Source organism: Okeania sp. SIO3B5 (assembly GCF_010692555.1).
GTDB lineage: Bacteria > Cyanobacteriota > Cyanobacteriia > Cyanobacteriales > Microcoleaceae > Okeania.
In genome coordinates this window covers 1-15,696 of the sequence record NZ_JAAHHG010000213.1, presented here as the reverse complement: position 1 = coordinate 15,696, position 15,696 = coordinate 1, and the positions used below count along the sequence as shown (strand labels likewise).

8 protein-coding genes are annotated in these 15,696 nt (G+C 36.5%); 6 read left to right on the top strand and 2 right to left on the bottom strand.

Annotated features, from left to right (window positions below; genetic code table 11):
- Positions 1-315: 315 nt before the first annotated feature.
- Together F6K54_RS24180 and F6K54_RS24175 are read right to left on the bottom strand one after the other, a co-directional pair.
- Positions 316-5,646: an AAA family ATPase gene (locus F6K54_RS24180; protein ID WP_293083004.1), complete on the bottom strand. Its 5,331-nt coding sequence runs from the start codon at positions 5,644-5,646 to the stop codon at positions 316-318.
- Positions 5,647-6,227: 581 nt separating this feature from the next.
- Positions 6,228-6,368, bottom strand: a complete 141-nt coding sequence (locus F6K54_RS24175) for a zinc ribbon domain-containing protein (protein WP_293083006.1) — start codon at positions 6,366-6,368, stop codon at positions 6,228-6,230.
- A 1,449-nt stretch (positions 6,369-7,817) separates the two neighbouring features.
- On the opposite strand from F6K54_RS24175, the gene F6K54_RS24165 reads away from it, so the two are divergent.
- The 6 genes from F6K54_RS24165 to F6K54_RS24140 all read left to right on the top strand — a co-directional run.
- Complete coding sequence (locus F6K54_RS24165) at positions 7,818-9,617, top strand: PAS domain S-box protein (RefSeq protein WP_293083002.1); 1,800 nt, start codon at positions 7,818-7,820, stop codon at positions 9,615-9,617.
- Between the two features lie 881 nt (positions 9,618-10,498).
- Positions 10,499-10,795: a ferredoxin III, nif-specific gene (gene fdxB, locus F6K54_RS24160; protein WP_293083000.1), complete on the top strand. Its 297-nt coding sequence runs from the start codon at positions 10,499-10,501 to the stop codon at positions 10,793-10,795.
- Positions 10,796-11,145: 350 nt separating this feature from the next.
- Positions 11,146-12,039, top strand: coding sequence for a transposase (locus F6K54_RS24155; RefSeq protein ID WP_293082998.1), 894 nt, complete (start codon positions 11,146-11,148; stop codon positions 12,037-12,039).
- A gap of 652 nt (positions 12,040-12,691) precedes the next feature.
- Positions 12,692-13,966 carry a transposase gene (locus F6K54_RS24150; RefSeq protein ID WP_293082997.1) on the top strand — a complete coding sequence of 425 codons (1,275 nt, stop codon included), beginning with the start codon at positions 12,692-12,694 and terminating at the stop codon, positions 13,964-13,966.
- Between the two features lie 222 nt (positions 13,967-14,188).
- Positions 14,189-14,680 (top strand): helix-turn-helix domain-containing protein, encoded by a 492-nt coding sequence (locus F6K54_RS24145; RefSeq protein WP_293082995.1) that lies wholly within the window; start codon positions 14,189-14,191, stop codon positions 14,678-14,680.
- A gap of 439 nt (positions 14,681-15,119) precedes the next feature.
- Positions 15,120-15,696 (top strand): DUF362 domain-containing protein (locus tag F6K54_RS24140; protein ID WP_375342000.1); only part of this gene is annotated, 577 nt, incomplete at its 3' end.

Here is a 15,696-nt window from a genome sequence, read left to right as displayed (position 1 = left end):
GTTCTTCTTCTTTCTTCCCTCTTTACTCCTGACTCCTGACTCCTGAGGACTGACTCCTCCGTAGTTATTTATTTATCACTGTTCAACCGGACATGATATAACTGTTCAACCGGACATGATATAATTCATAAAAAGTGGTCATTTGTTTGTTACAAATGATAGAAGTAAGAAAGAAGGAAGAGGGAAGAAGGAAGAAGGGGTAATATCATGTCCGGTAGCATCGGAGCGTGTATAAAATTAAGGTGACACTCTTGAGAAAAGCTTCTGCCTCCTGCCTCCAGCATAGCTGCCTTCCTTCCACCAAAGTCTAATTATTCAACCGGACATGATATTACTATCCCTGCAGCGTTCGAGATAACGATAAACAACCCGACCGCGATCGCCATATTCTAAGCATTCTTGAAATAGAGCAGCCGCTTTTGTAAATGCTCCCTGATAAAACAACAAAACTGCCTTTTCAAACTTCTGTTTCGTCGCTATTTTAATATCTCGTAATTCTGGCGGATCGGCAGAAAAGACTTCAAATAAAGCAACCGATTTAGTTTTACCTTTAGCTGTCACTTGTTCTATAAATCGATAGTTGTATTCCAAGGGATTATTCAAATGTACCAAAGTTTTATGGGTAATTAACAGCGACACTCCATAAGTTTTTGTGAATCTTTCTACTCTAGAAGAAAGGTTGACAGCATCGCCAATTGCTGTGCCATCCATACGCCCAAATCCTCCAACAGTGCCTAACATTAATCTTCCTGTATGTAAACCAATACCAATACGAATGGGTTTTAAATTCCTTTGTTGTCGCTCTGAATTGTACATTTTCAACTCCTCTAACATCGCGATCGCTCCTTTGACAGCATCATCGGCAGAATTAGGAAACAAAGCCATAATGGCATCGCCAATATATTTATCAATAAACCCACTATGTTTTTGAATAAGTGGCTCCATATAACCTAGATATTCGTTAATAAAAGCAAAGTTTTCTGCCGGGGTCATCTTTTCGGAGATGGTGGTAAAATCCCGAATATCTGAGAATAAAACTGTCATCTCCCGTTCTACTTGGTCTCCGAGTTTCACATTGACAATGCTCTTTTTCTCTAAAAAACTGAGAAACTGCTCTGGCACGAAACGTTTGCAGGCATCATACAATCGAGCATTTTCTAAAGATATGGCAGCTTGTGCTGCTAAGGTTCGTAACAGTGCCAAACGTTCTCGGGTAAAAGCTCCAGTAGTAAGATTATTTTCTAGATAGATAATACCTTGGAGTTGACCTCTATTGATTAAGGGGGTGCAGGCGATGGAGTGACATTGATATTTTTGAATATAAGCATCATCCGTAAGGCTGCGATCGTCCGCGTCAGTGTCAGATGCAAGGGAAGGACTACTAAGAGATTTGTCTTCACCCATAGCATCGTTGAGAACTACTGTTTTGCCAGTGCGGGCGACATAATTAACGATTTTTTTTGAAAGCTGTTTGAACTTATTTACAGGAATAGGTTGCAAGAGGCAAACTTCCTGAGAGTATTCTTTGGTAGCTTCGACGAATAAACCTTCGCCATCAGGTAAAATCAAGATTCCCCGTCGGGCACCGGCGTTTTCTACCATAATATCCATTAAAGTTGCCAGCAATTTATTTAGTACGATTTCGCTAGAAATAGCATTAGTAGACTTGATTAATGTCGCTAAATCTAACGTAGCTAAATCGAATTCTGCAGTAGTGCTATAATTGTTCGTAGTCCTGGTACTCAAGATTTTATAACCATAAGTTGTAGCAGTTGGAAATTTAAACAATTTAGCATACTTATCTTCCAGGTGTTTGATTTTTGCAGTTGCTCCCCAGCGATAATAACAGTAATGCGCATCCCTCATGTAAACCAGGGCAATTTTTTCCTGCTTCCAGTCAAGATAAAATTTAGCTGCAAGTTCGTTGGCGAGAGCTTCTTCTTGGATGTATTCGTTTTCTTCTGCTCCTGAAATTGCTTTGTTGTATAGCTCGATCGCTTCAGCTTTTTGCCCTAAAATTCGGCATTTTTCTGCTTCTACCAAATCTACCTTATGTTGGTGGTTCATGGGTGCATACTTTGCCCAATACTGTTGTAGCTGCCTTTGATTTTCTTCTACCGCTGCGAGAACTTCGGGTAGATCTTCTGAGTCTGGGGTTGCATCTGCAAGAAAAGTCAAAGAATCATATAAATACAAGGCAGGAATTGCAACGGTTCCGACAACTGCTTTTAAATATTGTTTAATTTCAACGGCATAATTTTTAGCTAACGTTATTTCTCCAAACAGGTAGCAAAGCATCAGCTTATATAAATACAAATAAGACAGGCCAGAAAAATTATTTGCTGCTTGTAGTTGTTCGAGAAATTCTGCTTCGAGAAAAACTTCCCCAGATAAAATATAAGGGTGATCGACTGCTGCCTGTAAATTTAAAATAGATTGTAAGTGAATTTGACACAAATTCGCAGCCATTAGTTGATTTAATCGTACTAATTTTTGATAGTAAGTACGAACTTGCTGCTCCAAATTCTCAAGTGGCAGGCCACACCAAAAAGCATTGAGACAAAAATTATGGGCGCTATATCCTGCTGCTTCCAAGTTACCAACTCCCATACTTCCTGCATAACTTTCTTGCAACAGTGGTAGGGTTTCTTTCGTATGAGATTTGCGGTGTAATGTGAATAACCCTACCACATTTAATACTTCTGGTTTGAAGGCTTTAGCATCCAGTTTCGAGACAAGTTTGAGTGCTAAATCACCAAATGCAACTCCGGTTTCCACATCCAACAAAATATTGCAGGCAACGATGCTGTAACAAACATAAGCAACAGCTGAAGCTGGTATATTTCCATTTTCAATAGAGAGTTTAACTGAAAAAGAAATTAATAGTGGATACAAAAGAAAATTTGAGAAGTAAGCGGCAGGAATAATACTGTTAGTAATTTGTATGGCAGAAGCTTTTGTTGCATCTACTGCTACAGGTAAGTCAACTAAGTCAGAAATATTGCTGTTTCCAATTAGTTGAGAAATTTCTGCTGTAATTTTTTGAGTATCTTTTGGTGTAGGACTTTGAGGAAGTTGAAATCCTAATTGCTGGAGATATTCTAGAGCAATTTCAATAGCTTCCTTGAGCTTAGTTTGGGTAACTTTTGATTTAATTGAAATTAGGCAAACATTAACTCTATCCAATAACGATCGCCCTTCGGTAATAACTGTATGAATAAACCGTTCCATCTCCTCAAAGTCGCCACATAGCCAAGCCAACTCAGCAGAATTATTATAGAATAATAGAGTCATTTCATATTGCCTGTGCCAAGCATTTTCTCCTAGCAACTCTAATCCTATTTTGGCATATTCCCGACTTACTTGATAACCGCTAGTTGCTTTTGCTTTGTGACAGGCAGTCAGATTCAGTTTCGCGAGTTCGTCGCGTTCTTTTTGTTCCCTGATTAAAGTAATGCCATAGTTTAATTGATTAACTAACTGAAAAATAGATTCTTCTATTGCTCCTGGGGATATTTTTTCTAGGATAACTTGTCCTATATAGTAATGGGTGATTGCTTTGCGCCATTCAGGAATCAAAGCATAAGCTGCCTGTTGAATGCGATCGTGACTGAATTGATAAGATTGAATCAACAGGTTTTCGTCTAGTTCCGATTTGGGGACAATTAAGTTGCGCTCCATCGCAATTTTTAGATATTCAAAAATTTCTTGAGGAGATTTTTGTGTAATTAATGATATTATTTCTAAGTCAAACTCTGCTCCCCAAAAAGCAGCCATAGATAAAATTTCTTGGCTAGACTGGGGTAATTTTTGCAGTTTTTCTACCATCATTTCCACTACATTATCGCTAAATCCTCTGGCTTCTATTTCTTCTATTTTCCATTGCCAAGTTCTTGATTGATGGTCAAATTGCAGTAATTTTTCAGTAGATAATGCTTGTAAAAATTCATTGATGAAAAAAGGATTTCCTCCCGTTTTTTGCCAAACTAATTCAGCTAAATAGTGAGTTCCTTGAATCTGATTGAAGGTCTCGCCGATTAAACTAACGATTTCTTTTTGGGATAAAGGTTGTAAAGTAATTTCCTGAATTTCTTTGTATTTTTCTTTAATTCTTTCGAGAGAATTTAACAACGGATGACCGACATCTACTTCATTATTTCGATAAGCTCCCACCAGCAATAAATATTCTGTTTTTTCTGCGAATAATATTTGTTCTATCAGAGTTAAACTCGCTAAATCGGCCCATTGTAAATCGTCTAGAAATATAGTTAAAGGATGGTTATTATTGCTAAATACACGAATTAAATTGCCGAAAATAAGATTGAAACGATTTTGAGACTCGTTTACTCCTAATACTGGAACTGGCGGTTGCTTGCCGATAATTAATTCGACTTCAGGAATTACATCAATAATGATTTGTCCATAACAACCCAATGCTTTTAAGAGTTTTTTTCGCCACCGTTCTAGTCGGTCTCTACTTTCTACCAATAATTGCCCGATTAATCCTCTAAAAGCTCCCAAAATGGCCGAATAAGGAATATTGTGTTGAAACTGGTCGAATTTCCCCGAAATAAAATAGCCACGACAGACAGTAATAGGTTTATAAAGTTCTTGGACTAGAGAGGATTTGCCAATGCCAGAATAACCTGTCACCATCATGAATTCTACTTTTCCTGTTTCGGCAACTCTCTCAAATGCTGCGAGCAAAGTGACAATCTCTTCTTCTCTTCCGTAGAGTTTTTGAGGAATTTGTAAGCGATCTGAAATATCCTGTTGACCTAGTATGAAGGAATTAATATTCCCTATTCCTTTTAGTTGTCGGCGACATTCTTCTAAATCTGCTTTTAACCCATCAGCACTTTGGTAACGATCCTCGGCATTTTTGGCCATTAATTTCATCACAATATCTGCAATTATTTGGGGTATTTCTATCTTGTTAAGTTTTTCTTCCCTAATAATTGCTGGTGGATTTTTGGCCAGATGACAATGTACTAATTCCAAAGTATCGGAACTTTCAAAAGGCAGTTTTCCCGACAGCATTTCATAAAATGTTATACCCAAAGAATAAAAATCTGTGCGATAATCTAACCCTCTATTCATTCTGCCTGTTTGTTCTGGGGAAATATAAGGTAGAGTACCTTCTAAAACGTTAGGATTTTTGAGAGTAGGATTTTCCCTACTTAGTTGGGTAGCAATGCCAAAGTCGATTATTTTTAGTTCTTTGGTTTCAGGATTAAAAACTATATTAGAGGGATTAATATCCTTATGAATAATATGTTGAGTATGAATTTGTCCTAAACTTTCGGTAATAGCGATCGCCAGAAATAAAAATTCTTCAACAGAAAGCTCTGGGCCTTCTTCAAGCCATTGTTTGAGGGAAATTCCGCCAAAGTCTTCCAAAGCGAGGGCATAACTTCTTTGATATTCTTCCAAGCTATATGCTTTAATAATACCTGGTGAGTCTAACTGGCAAGTCAAATGATATTCTTGTTTGTAGCGTCTAATTTGCTCAGTGCTGGGATATTCTTCGTTAAGGAATTTGAGAATGACTGATTGATTATTGTCAAGTCTTTGGGCACGATACACTTGAGAGTTTGTACCTTCATAGATTTGAATCAAATCTGTATATCCAGCAAGGACTACCATAATAATACAATGGGAAAAAATTAAGGACTTTATCCATCTTATCTCAGTATTGCTACATAATGTCCGTTTGTAGCAGTTTTCACTCATTTTGACTACAAAACTTCAAAAGGAAGGCAGAAGGCAAAAGGCAGAGGGCAGAAGGAAAAGAAAGATTCAAAGGGTAGAAGTTTTTTTATCACTAATTAGGGCTTGCTGATTAAATATAAAAGTCTTGATATATAAAGGTTTTGGCCTGTTGAGGTAGTGAAAAAGTAGCAGGTATTTGCCTAAGAAAGCTCAAAAAGTGAGTATTGGGGTAAGATAGATACAGAAAAATCTTGGGATAATTTTTTGGAGTACTTCCTCTACAACTCCTGATTTCTCCTAACTCTTCACTACTCCCTACTCCCCTGCACCGGAGGGGGAGGGGCGAGGGGTGAGTCCCTATTCCCTGCCTTAGCAAAAAGACTTTTGAGCGCAAACCCTAATTATCCGGACATAATATAAATCAACGTAATTCTGCTTAAGGTGACACTCTTGAGAAAACCTTCTGCCTCCTGCCTCCAGCTCCCGCTGCCTTCCTTCCACCAAAGTCTAATTATTCAACCGGACATGATATAAGTCCTTACATTTAAGGGCATATCTTGAACATGACCACAATTCGAGCAAGTTTTTGATGATGGAAAAAACCTATCAACTATTACTAACTCAGAACTGTACCACTGTGTTTTATCTTCTAGGATTTGCTGATTAAATATCGCGCTTATTGACTGATATCATGTCCGGTAGCATCGGAGCGTGTATAGAATTAAGGTGACAATGAGAGAAAACCTTCTGCCTCCAGCATAGCTGCCTCCTGCCTTCGGACAACCATTGTCTAATTATTCAACCGGACATGATATGATATTGGTTTGAGCAATTTTAGATCTAGAAAAAATGCGAGGTTTTAGGTGGTAATGGTTCAAAAATTCAGGATTTTGGTCAAGAGTTGGGCAGAACAATATTGGGAAAATTCTTACTCCTACCTCCTCCAAATTCCCCGTTCCTCCTGTCCCCCTCCTGGGAGGGGCGAGGGGTGGGTTGTCTCCTGTCTCCTACCTGCACCCATAAGACTTTTTTAGCAAGCCCTATTCTAGTTGACGCCTGAACTCATAAAATCACTATCTGCTAACTGATTTAGCTAGTTTATGGTTAGCTAACATTCCACTAACGTTTAAATCTTCTATGACATTTGATTAAGTCAATGCTCTCCTCCTGACTACTGATCTCATGTCCGGTTGAACAGTGATAAATAAATAACTACGGAGGAGTCAGGAGTCAGGAGTCAGGAGTCAGGAGTAAAGAGGGAAGAAAGAAGAAGAACTGGAGTTGAAGGAGAAAGTTTTTTTATAACTAATTATCCGGACATGATATGACTCCTAAAAACTTAGCCAATATATAATACAGCAGATTCCGTTGAGGATCTGGAATATTTTTTGTCTATTCCCGATTCCCTGTTCCCGATTCCCTGTTCCCTGTTCCCTGTTCCCTGTTCCCTGTTCCCGATTCCCTGTTCCCTGAAACCTAGAATTTTGTACTTTACCAGTATGGGAATTGCTATAGTCTGAAATCAAGAAATATTTTGAGCTTTGCTGAGTATTCTTTTTCTTACACTACAAATAATTTTTTTTTGTAGCTAATGCTACAAAAAAATCAAAATAAATTTTTAACAAACATAACTAGACGCTTTCAGAGATTTTTTGTTCCTGCTAAATCTAACTTAATAGGGGGGCGTATAAAAAAAAAAGCTTTAAAAAATTCTCTCTGAGCTTGTAAATACCTCTTTAAAAGAACTTTAGTATCCAGAATAAATGCATTAAATATTTACATTTATATAGAATATTTTTAACAATCAGCAATAAATATTTACCTAAATATATCAATATTTAGTAACCAATTTAACTAAACTCTAAGATAGAAAAATTATATGCTAAGGTAGAAAAATTATATGCTCTGAATACTAATATAAGCATTTCATATATCATGTATTTAAGCTAGTAAAAATTAATGTACTAAAATTTAAGTTGCTAGATAAGAACTAGCTTCACATTTACAGGTTGTGAGCCAAAAAAGCTACAAATAATTCTCAACCTGAAAGTGGAGTCAGAAATATTAGCAGTGCATCAAAATTTAACCAGGAGTAACAAAAAATAATGGAAACTAATCAAGTTCTAAATCAATCTGATTATCAGCATTACCAGATCAACCAGATGGTAGCATCTTTCATTGAAAAAAATCACGATTTACAAAACGTAACTAACCAGGGCAAGGCAATAGCAGAACGTCGCTTACTAGAAGCAATACTGCGGAAAACCCTCAAAGAACTATCTGATATCAAATTTGCTATAGATCAAGCAGCGATCGTTGCCATTACAGACCAAAGAGGTATTATTCAATATGTGAATGATAAAGTTTATGAAATATCTCAATATTCTAGAGAAGAATTAATCGGAAAAAGTCATCGTCTGCTTAACTCTAAACATCATCCCCCAAAATTCTTTAGAGATTTGTGGTCTACTATTAGCTCTGGTCATGTATGGAGAGGAGAAATTAAAAATAAGGCTAAAGATGGTAGTTATTATTGGGTTAATACAACTATCGTACCTTTTTTAAACGATCTCGGACAACCTTATCAATACTTAGCCATTAGATTTGATATCACCGAACGCAAACGAATAGAAGAAGCACTACAAAAAAGTCAAAAACGCAATCAGAGTCTCCTCCATGCTATTCCCGACTTAATGTTACGCCTCGACTCAAAAGGATCTGTTCTCGACTTCTACCCATCAAAAAATGATGAAAATACCCCCGAAGCATCAGAACTACTAGGGAAAACTATAGAAGAAATATTTCCCCAAGATATAGCTGTTTGGACTCGACAGTATTTAAAACTTACTCTCAGCACCGATAAAGTGCAAGCAGGAGAATATTCTACTTTGATTAATGATCAGCTCTATTATTATGAAGCTCGTTATGTCAAAAGTGGTAAAGATGAAGTCTTAGCAATTATTCGTGATATCACAGAACGAAAACAAGGAGAAATTGCACTACGAGAATCAGAAAAACGCGAACGAGAAAGAGCATTGCAATTAGAAAAAGCTTTAAAAGAATTGCAAAAGACTCAAGCTCAATTAGTACAAGCAGAAAAAATGTCTGGTCTAGGTCAAATGGTTGCTGGTATTGCCCATGAAATTAATAATCCAATTAGCTTTATATATGGCAATCTTCTTCATGCAAATACCTACATTAGAGACTTAGTACATCTACTGAATTTGTATCGACAAAACTATCAAGATCCAATTCCAGAAATTCAAGATTTTGCTGAAGACTGTGATGCAGATTTCTTGATTGAAGATTTGCCTAAAATGGTCGATTCAATGAATATAGGAGCTAACCGAATTAGAGAATTAGTTTTATCTTTAAGAAATTTCTCTCGTTTAGATGAATCAGAGATGAAAAAAGTAGATATTCACTCTGGTATAGATAGCACTCTATTAATTTTACAACATCGTATCAAAGCTACGGAGAAAAGACCGCAAATAACATGGATCAAAGAATATGGAAATTTACCCAAGATTGAGTGTTATGCTAGTCAATTAAATCAAGTATTTATGAATATTATTGCTAATGCCATAGATGCTTTTGAAGAACAAGAAAAACCAGGAATTATTACCATCAAAACGAAAGTCTCTCATAAATCAGAAACAGGAGTAAATCAAGATTTTGTGAAAATTTCTATTTCTGATAATGGGCATGGTATTAGCGAATCTATTCAAAATCGTATTTTTGACCCATTTTTTACCACAAAACCAGTGGGTAAGGGTACAGGTCTAGGACTATCAATTTCTCACCAAATTGTTGTCGAAAAACATCGGGGAGAACTGAAGTGTATATCTAATCAAAATGAAGGTACATTATTTGAGATATTAATTCCAGTTAAGGGCGGAAATTGAAGAAGGTGTTCAACAATTAATAATTAATAATTAATAATTAATAATTACCTCTCCTTGAAAAGGAGAGGATTTAAACCTTAATTAGGGTTTGCTGAATAAAATTTTAATCAATACCTGTAAAGGCTTCCAGGGTTAAATAGGGCTTGCTGATTAAATCTAAAAGCATTGACATATAAAGACTTTAGCTTTTTTAGGTCTGAAATACCTTGGTTTTCAGCTCTTCATGCTCAAAAAGTTAGTATTTTAGGCGCATAGTTAGGCAGAAAAATCAAGGGACAATTCTTTCTACTACCTCTTCGCTCATTCCCATTTCTCCTGTCTCCTGTCTTCCCCTCCTGGGAGGGGTTAGGGGTGGGTTGTCTCCTGTCTTCTACCCCACCAAAAAGACTTTCCATACGCAAACCCTAAATATTGCTGAAAAAGTGCAAGGTTTTTGGCTCTTTTTGTCTCAAAATGCTAATACTTTTCCCCTGACAATGCCGAAAATTTGGCCGTAGCAGACAGTCTAAACTGTTGCCTTTCGGAGCTGTTCCCTAACGATAAGTTTGAGTTCAATTCATACAACTCTGTGGCGAGAAATGTAGGTGTTTCTCAAGAGCTGATAACGCAGTTCCTCTGTAAGAGGCTAGCTGACTGCTGAATCCTGTTTGCGCAGTATTTTGCAGGAAATGCTTACGTTTATAGGTATATTTTTCTAGCAATAATTGCAAATATTTTCTAACAAATAAATGCACAAAAAAAGCCATCATTAAGTATCACAAAAAAAACTAAAAAAAGTATAAAAAACTACTTTTTTGTTATAGTAAATAGCTATTATATAAAAAGATGGAACAAAGCAAACAAAACAAAACATTTAGTCTATTAATTAAGGAGAAGAACCGATGGCAACATTAACAGCTTTAACTAAAGGTGGTACAGCTTGGACTCCTCAGTATGTCGAATCTATTGACATGAATAAATGCCTAGGTTGTGGTCGTTGCTTTAAAGTTTGTCATAGAAATGTTCTAGAACTTAGACCCCTCAACGAACATGGAGAGTTTGTAGATGATGACGATGATGATGATGAAGTATTACGGAAAGTTATGACTATTGCTAATGCAGATGACTGTATCGGATGTGAAGCTTGCGCTAACATTTGTGGCAAGAAATGCTTCACTCATGCTCCTGCAGCTGTGTGAGTTTGGAAAAATATCAACTCAGAAATATTAATATAGAAGTTTGTGGAGTATCAGCTTCAGGTGTATTAGTGAAATTATTCACCCAAAGTCTGAGCTCCCTAACTTTTTTTTATGCAATTTTGTCATAGTATGGCGCTACGCAAAAGTTATGCATTACCGAGACTCCGCCGCGTCGCTGACAGGTGCAAGTGGTCGTTTTGCGCTTCGCAGAACTTCCGCTTTTTAGGTGCGGTATACCTACATCAATAATGTTGCGGAGCAAAAACTGTAGCGTCCTGTAGGCAATGGTTTCCTCATCATATCAAATTAACTAAATATAAGGAAAACTCAGCAAGAGAGTCAAGCATCAAGTGTGTAATTCTGAGATATCCTTATCCTCCGAAAAAGAAGGAATAAGTAAGTGTCCTAAGTTGAAAAGGAAAAAAGACAGACAATCTTTTACTGTTTATGACGGTAATGGAAAAGTTACAATTAACCCTGGTAAAAAAATTAAAATACCAACATTAGGAACTTTTCGATTATGGGAATCAATTCCTTACACCACAGCAAGCCAGACTTTTTCTATTAGTAGAACAGGGGAAAAATGGTTTGTTAGTTTTGGTATTGAAGCCGAGGAGTTACCAGTTCATCCCCTATTAGATGAGCGACAATACGAAACTTTTGGTATAGATGTTGGAGTTAAACAATTTGCAAGTATAGCAAACCAAAAAAAGGGGGAAAACGAAATTTTAAGTCTCCCAGACTCTATTAAACTAGAGCAATTAAACCAGGCTAAATTTCAATGGCGCAATAGGAATAAACAACTAGGAGGTAAAGGTAAACCACCTTCAAAAAATGCCATTAAATATTACAAAAAACTCGCGAAGTACCATGGTCGTGTTACTAACGTGCGTAGGGATTTCATAGAGAAAACTACTACACTCTTAGTGGGTAAAGTTAAGCACGTCTGCTTAGAGAGTTTAAATGTGAAAGGGATGATGAAAAATGGTAAGTTGGCAGCATCTATAGCCCGCCAAGGATTTTATCAATTTAGACAACGATTGACAACCAAAATCGTAAGCTCTGGTGGGACAGTAGTGCTAGCTGATCAGTGGTTTCCGTCATCCAAAACTTGTCATAGTTGTGGTTACATTCATCAAGAATTAAAGTTAAAAGACCGCACCGGGGAATTGTCCTCACTGTGGAATGAGAATAGACCGGGACTTGAATGCGGCATTGGTGTTATCTCAGTATGGGGAAGTTAATCAAAAAAATAGGGTAGGCTGTACCCGAATTTACGCTTGTGAACTGGACGAGGGCGGCCTCCCAGGTTGAAGCAAGAAGCAAACATCACCCACCCCCATCCCCTCCTGGGAGGGGAGCTAGAGGGGTGGGTCAGGTTTTACCTAGTTTTGCCGGAATTGTATAGGTATTGTACAGCAGTCATTCTAGTGCAGGATGGCAGAAATAACTAACCAGTTACAAAATCCTAAAAGCCTTACCAATCAATACTTTTGACTTTTGACTTTTTAACTTCGACTTCCGCTGACTTTTGACTTCCGCGTAGCAGCAATAGTAATTCTAACCATCACAGAATAAACTGTTAGTTATTTGACAGGAAAAGATTTTATCAAAAAGTAATATGTTCTTATTAGCAGTAACTATATATCTGGTAAGACAAACTTATATTTTTATGTCTAATTATGGCCAAGTTAACTGTTAAGAATACAGGCTTAAGTTGAATCCGGTTTTTTATGCTTTCTATAGAAGAAATCATCATAAAAAATCGGTAAGTGGGAAACCACCGTCTTTTAAGCGGTGGATGGAAACGACGGGCGCGGATTTTAATCCGTAGTCAAAAATTGCAGTATTTGAATATTATCGCCTAAATGTGTATTATAAGCGCAAAAATTCACTATGTATCTTACCCAAAAGAACAAAATTAGAAACCTGTCAAGCCAGGAGTTTAAAGCCTTAAGACAATTGTGCAGATTATCCAAAAATATGTACAATGTGGGCCTTTACTCTGTGAGACAGTTCTATTTTGCTGAAGGCGGATATCTAAGATATGAGTCAAATTACCATTACTGCAAAGATAACGAAAATTATCAACTCCTTCAAACCGATATTGCACAGCAAACATTAAAAGTGGTAGATAGGTCTTTTAAGTCGTTTTTTAACTTAATCCAAAAAGCTAAAGAAGGTAATTATCGTTTTGAACAAATACGATTGCCTAGATACCTCAACAAAGAAGGGTATTTTCCTTTAATAATACCTCGAATTAAGGTGAGAAATGGAGATTTCAATATTCCTATGTCGCGGAAATTTAAGACTGAATATGGTGCAGTTAAAATTCCATTTCCAGAAAGATTAGTAGGTAAAAATCTCAAGGAAGTTAGAATAATTCCTAGATATGATGCTAGGTTTTTTGAGGTAGAATTTATTACTGAAGTTGAATCGCAGCAGATAGTAAAATCTGACAATGCTTTAGCAATAGACCTTGGTCTAGACAATCTAGCAACTTGTGTATCGAATACTGGGTCATCGTTTATTTTAGACGGTAGAAAGCTTAAATCAATCAATCAATGGTACAACAAGGAACATTCTAGAATACAGTCTATAAAGGATAAACAAGGCATCAAAGATTTAACCAAAAAGCAAGTCAGCATAACAGTAAATCGGAACAATAAAGTTAGAGATTACCTGAATAAAGCAGCTAGATATTTAATCAACTGGTGTAGTGAAAACAAGATATTTACTATTGTTGTTGGCGTAAATCACCGAATCAAACAAAGTATCAATTTAGGTAAAAAAACTAACCAAAAATTTGTACAAATACCACACCATAGTTTCAGGTTCAAACTAAAAGCTATGTGTGATAGGTATGGATTAACCTATATAGAACAGGAGGAGTCTTATACCTCTAAGGCTAGTTTTTTAGACGGCGATCGGATACCTGTTTACAATGCTAATAACCCGAATGAATACAGTTTTAGTGGCAAGCGAGTCAAACGCGGTTTGTACAAAACTAAGCAGAATAAATTGATAAATGCAGATTGTAACGGAGCTGCAAATATTGGAGTCAAAAGCAACCTGAATGGGTTTACCCCGGACAGACTAGAGGCATCTTTGGCTATGCCATTAAGGGTAAAATTTGACGTGGATTTATCCCGGCAAATTTGTTACCCTTAAGAATCCACGCGGATTTATCCCGTGGAGTGTCAAAACCATTCAATTACTAAGAACAAATATTTTACTCAACCTTACTTGAATTATAGCGTAGCAGACTACAATAGACAAATTTTTGTCTGAGTCTAGAGTCATAGCTTATCTTCTCAATTTAGAGGGTTTTAAAAAGCGGATTATATATAGTGCAGCTAAGTTGCATTAAATTGTCAAACTGAGGTAGCTGTTATGCCTGCTAAAGATTTTCTTAGTTCAATGCAAAAGAAAAGATTGCAAAAAGCCTTACAAGAAGGTAATTGCTCTCATTTCCGAGAACGAGTATTGATGTTACTTCTATTAAATGACGGAAAAACTTATTCAGAAATTTCTGCATTTATAGGTTGTTCTTATAGAACAGTTGCTTATTGGTGTGTACATGGAGACCCAGACCAATTAGATAGTTTGCGAGATCGACGAGAGCATGGTAACTTTCGCAAAGCTACAGAAGAATACATTCAATTGTTAATAGAAGTCAGCAAAAAATCTCCTCATCAGTTAGGTTTTGAATGTCAAAACTGGAGTGGAGAACGTTTAGCAAATTATCTTGCTGAAAAAACAGGAATCAAACTTAGTGGTACTCAAGTCAGGAGAATTCTTAAACAAAAAAAGATTCAACTTCCCAAAGGTAAATTACAAGTTAGTCATCGAGTAAATACTACAAGCAATCAACTGAAATGTTAAGCATTTCTCTCAACTATAAAAGTATAAGCAGTTAGAAAATGGGGTTAAATGCAGACAAATTTACATTAAAAATATTTGTTTAGCATTTTCCCTTATTTTTTTTATTGTAAAATAGCAATACAATAATACTTATAAATATTAACTATTGCAAGTTAAATGTATAACTATAAAAATCCTATAATTACTCAAGTATAAAAAATAAAAACAATATTAATTTGCTTACTATGAACATCTAATCTAAATAATTTATGAAATATTAACTCTTATTATTAAATGTAGAATTTAACGTAAGTGAAAATACTTAAATCAACAACAAACAAAAGATTTGATATCTTCACTCCATGTATAGATAGTTAGTTATATAGCAAACAGGACATCAATATGATTAATCTTAATCAGTTAGCACAAAACTTCTCAACAGCAATAACAGGGGCGTGTTATGACTCACAAAATTACTGAAAACTGTACCTCATGTGCCACCTGTGTACCACAAATACACTGCCCAACAGGTGCAATAACTATAGAAAATGAACAATACTCCATTAATCCTAAACTATGTAATAGCTGTGAGGGTTATTACGAACAACCTCAGTGCGTAATTCACTGTTCTATTAGCAGTCCTGTTCCTACCCAAGCCAAAAAAGGTAGATATAAAGCTGAGACAAGAACACCAACAAGCTCTGATTTATTTCCCAATGGCAAGCATAGTCCTTTTGCTTCTTCTATTGTCATCTGGGAAGCTTGCAACATTCTGACGCAGAGAGAATCATTACCTTGGACAGTTAATTCAGAAGGTAAACTGATTTATCAACGTTCTATTAAGCAAGGTCAGGGTTCCATCAGTTTCAGCCTCAAAGACATGGGGTATTCATCTAAAAATGATGATTTAATCACAGATATACCAGCAATGGATATCAGGCCCTTCCGTACCCATCGCGAGATGGTCGCCAGATGGCTAGAGGACCAGCAGAAAGCGCCAAACCCCAATGTCACATCGAACCTCGTCACCGAACAGG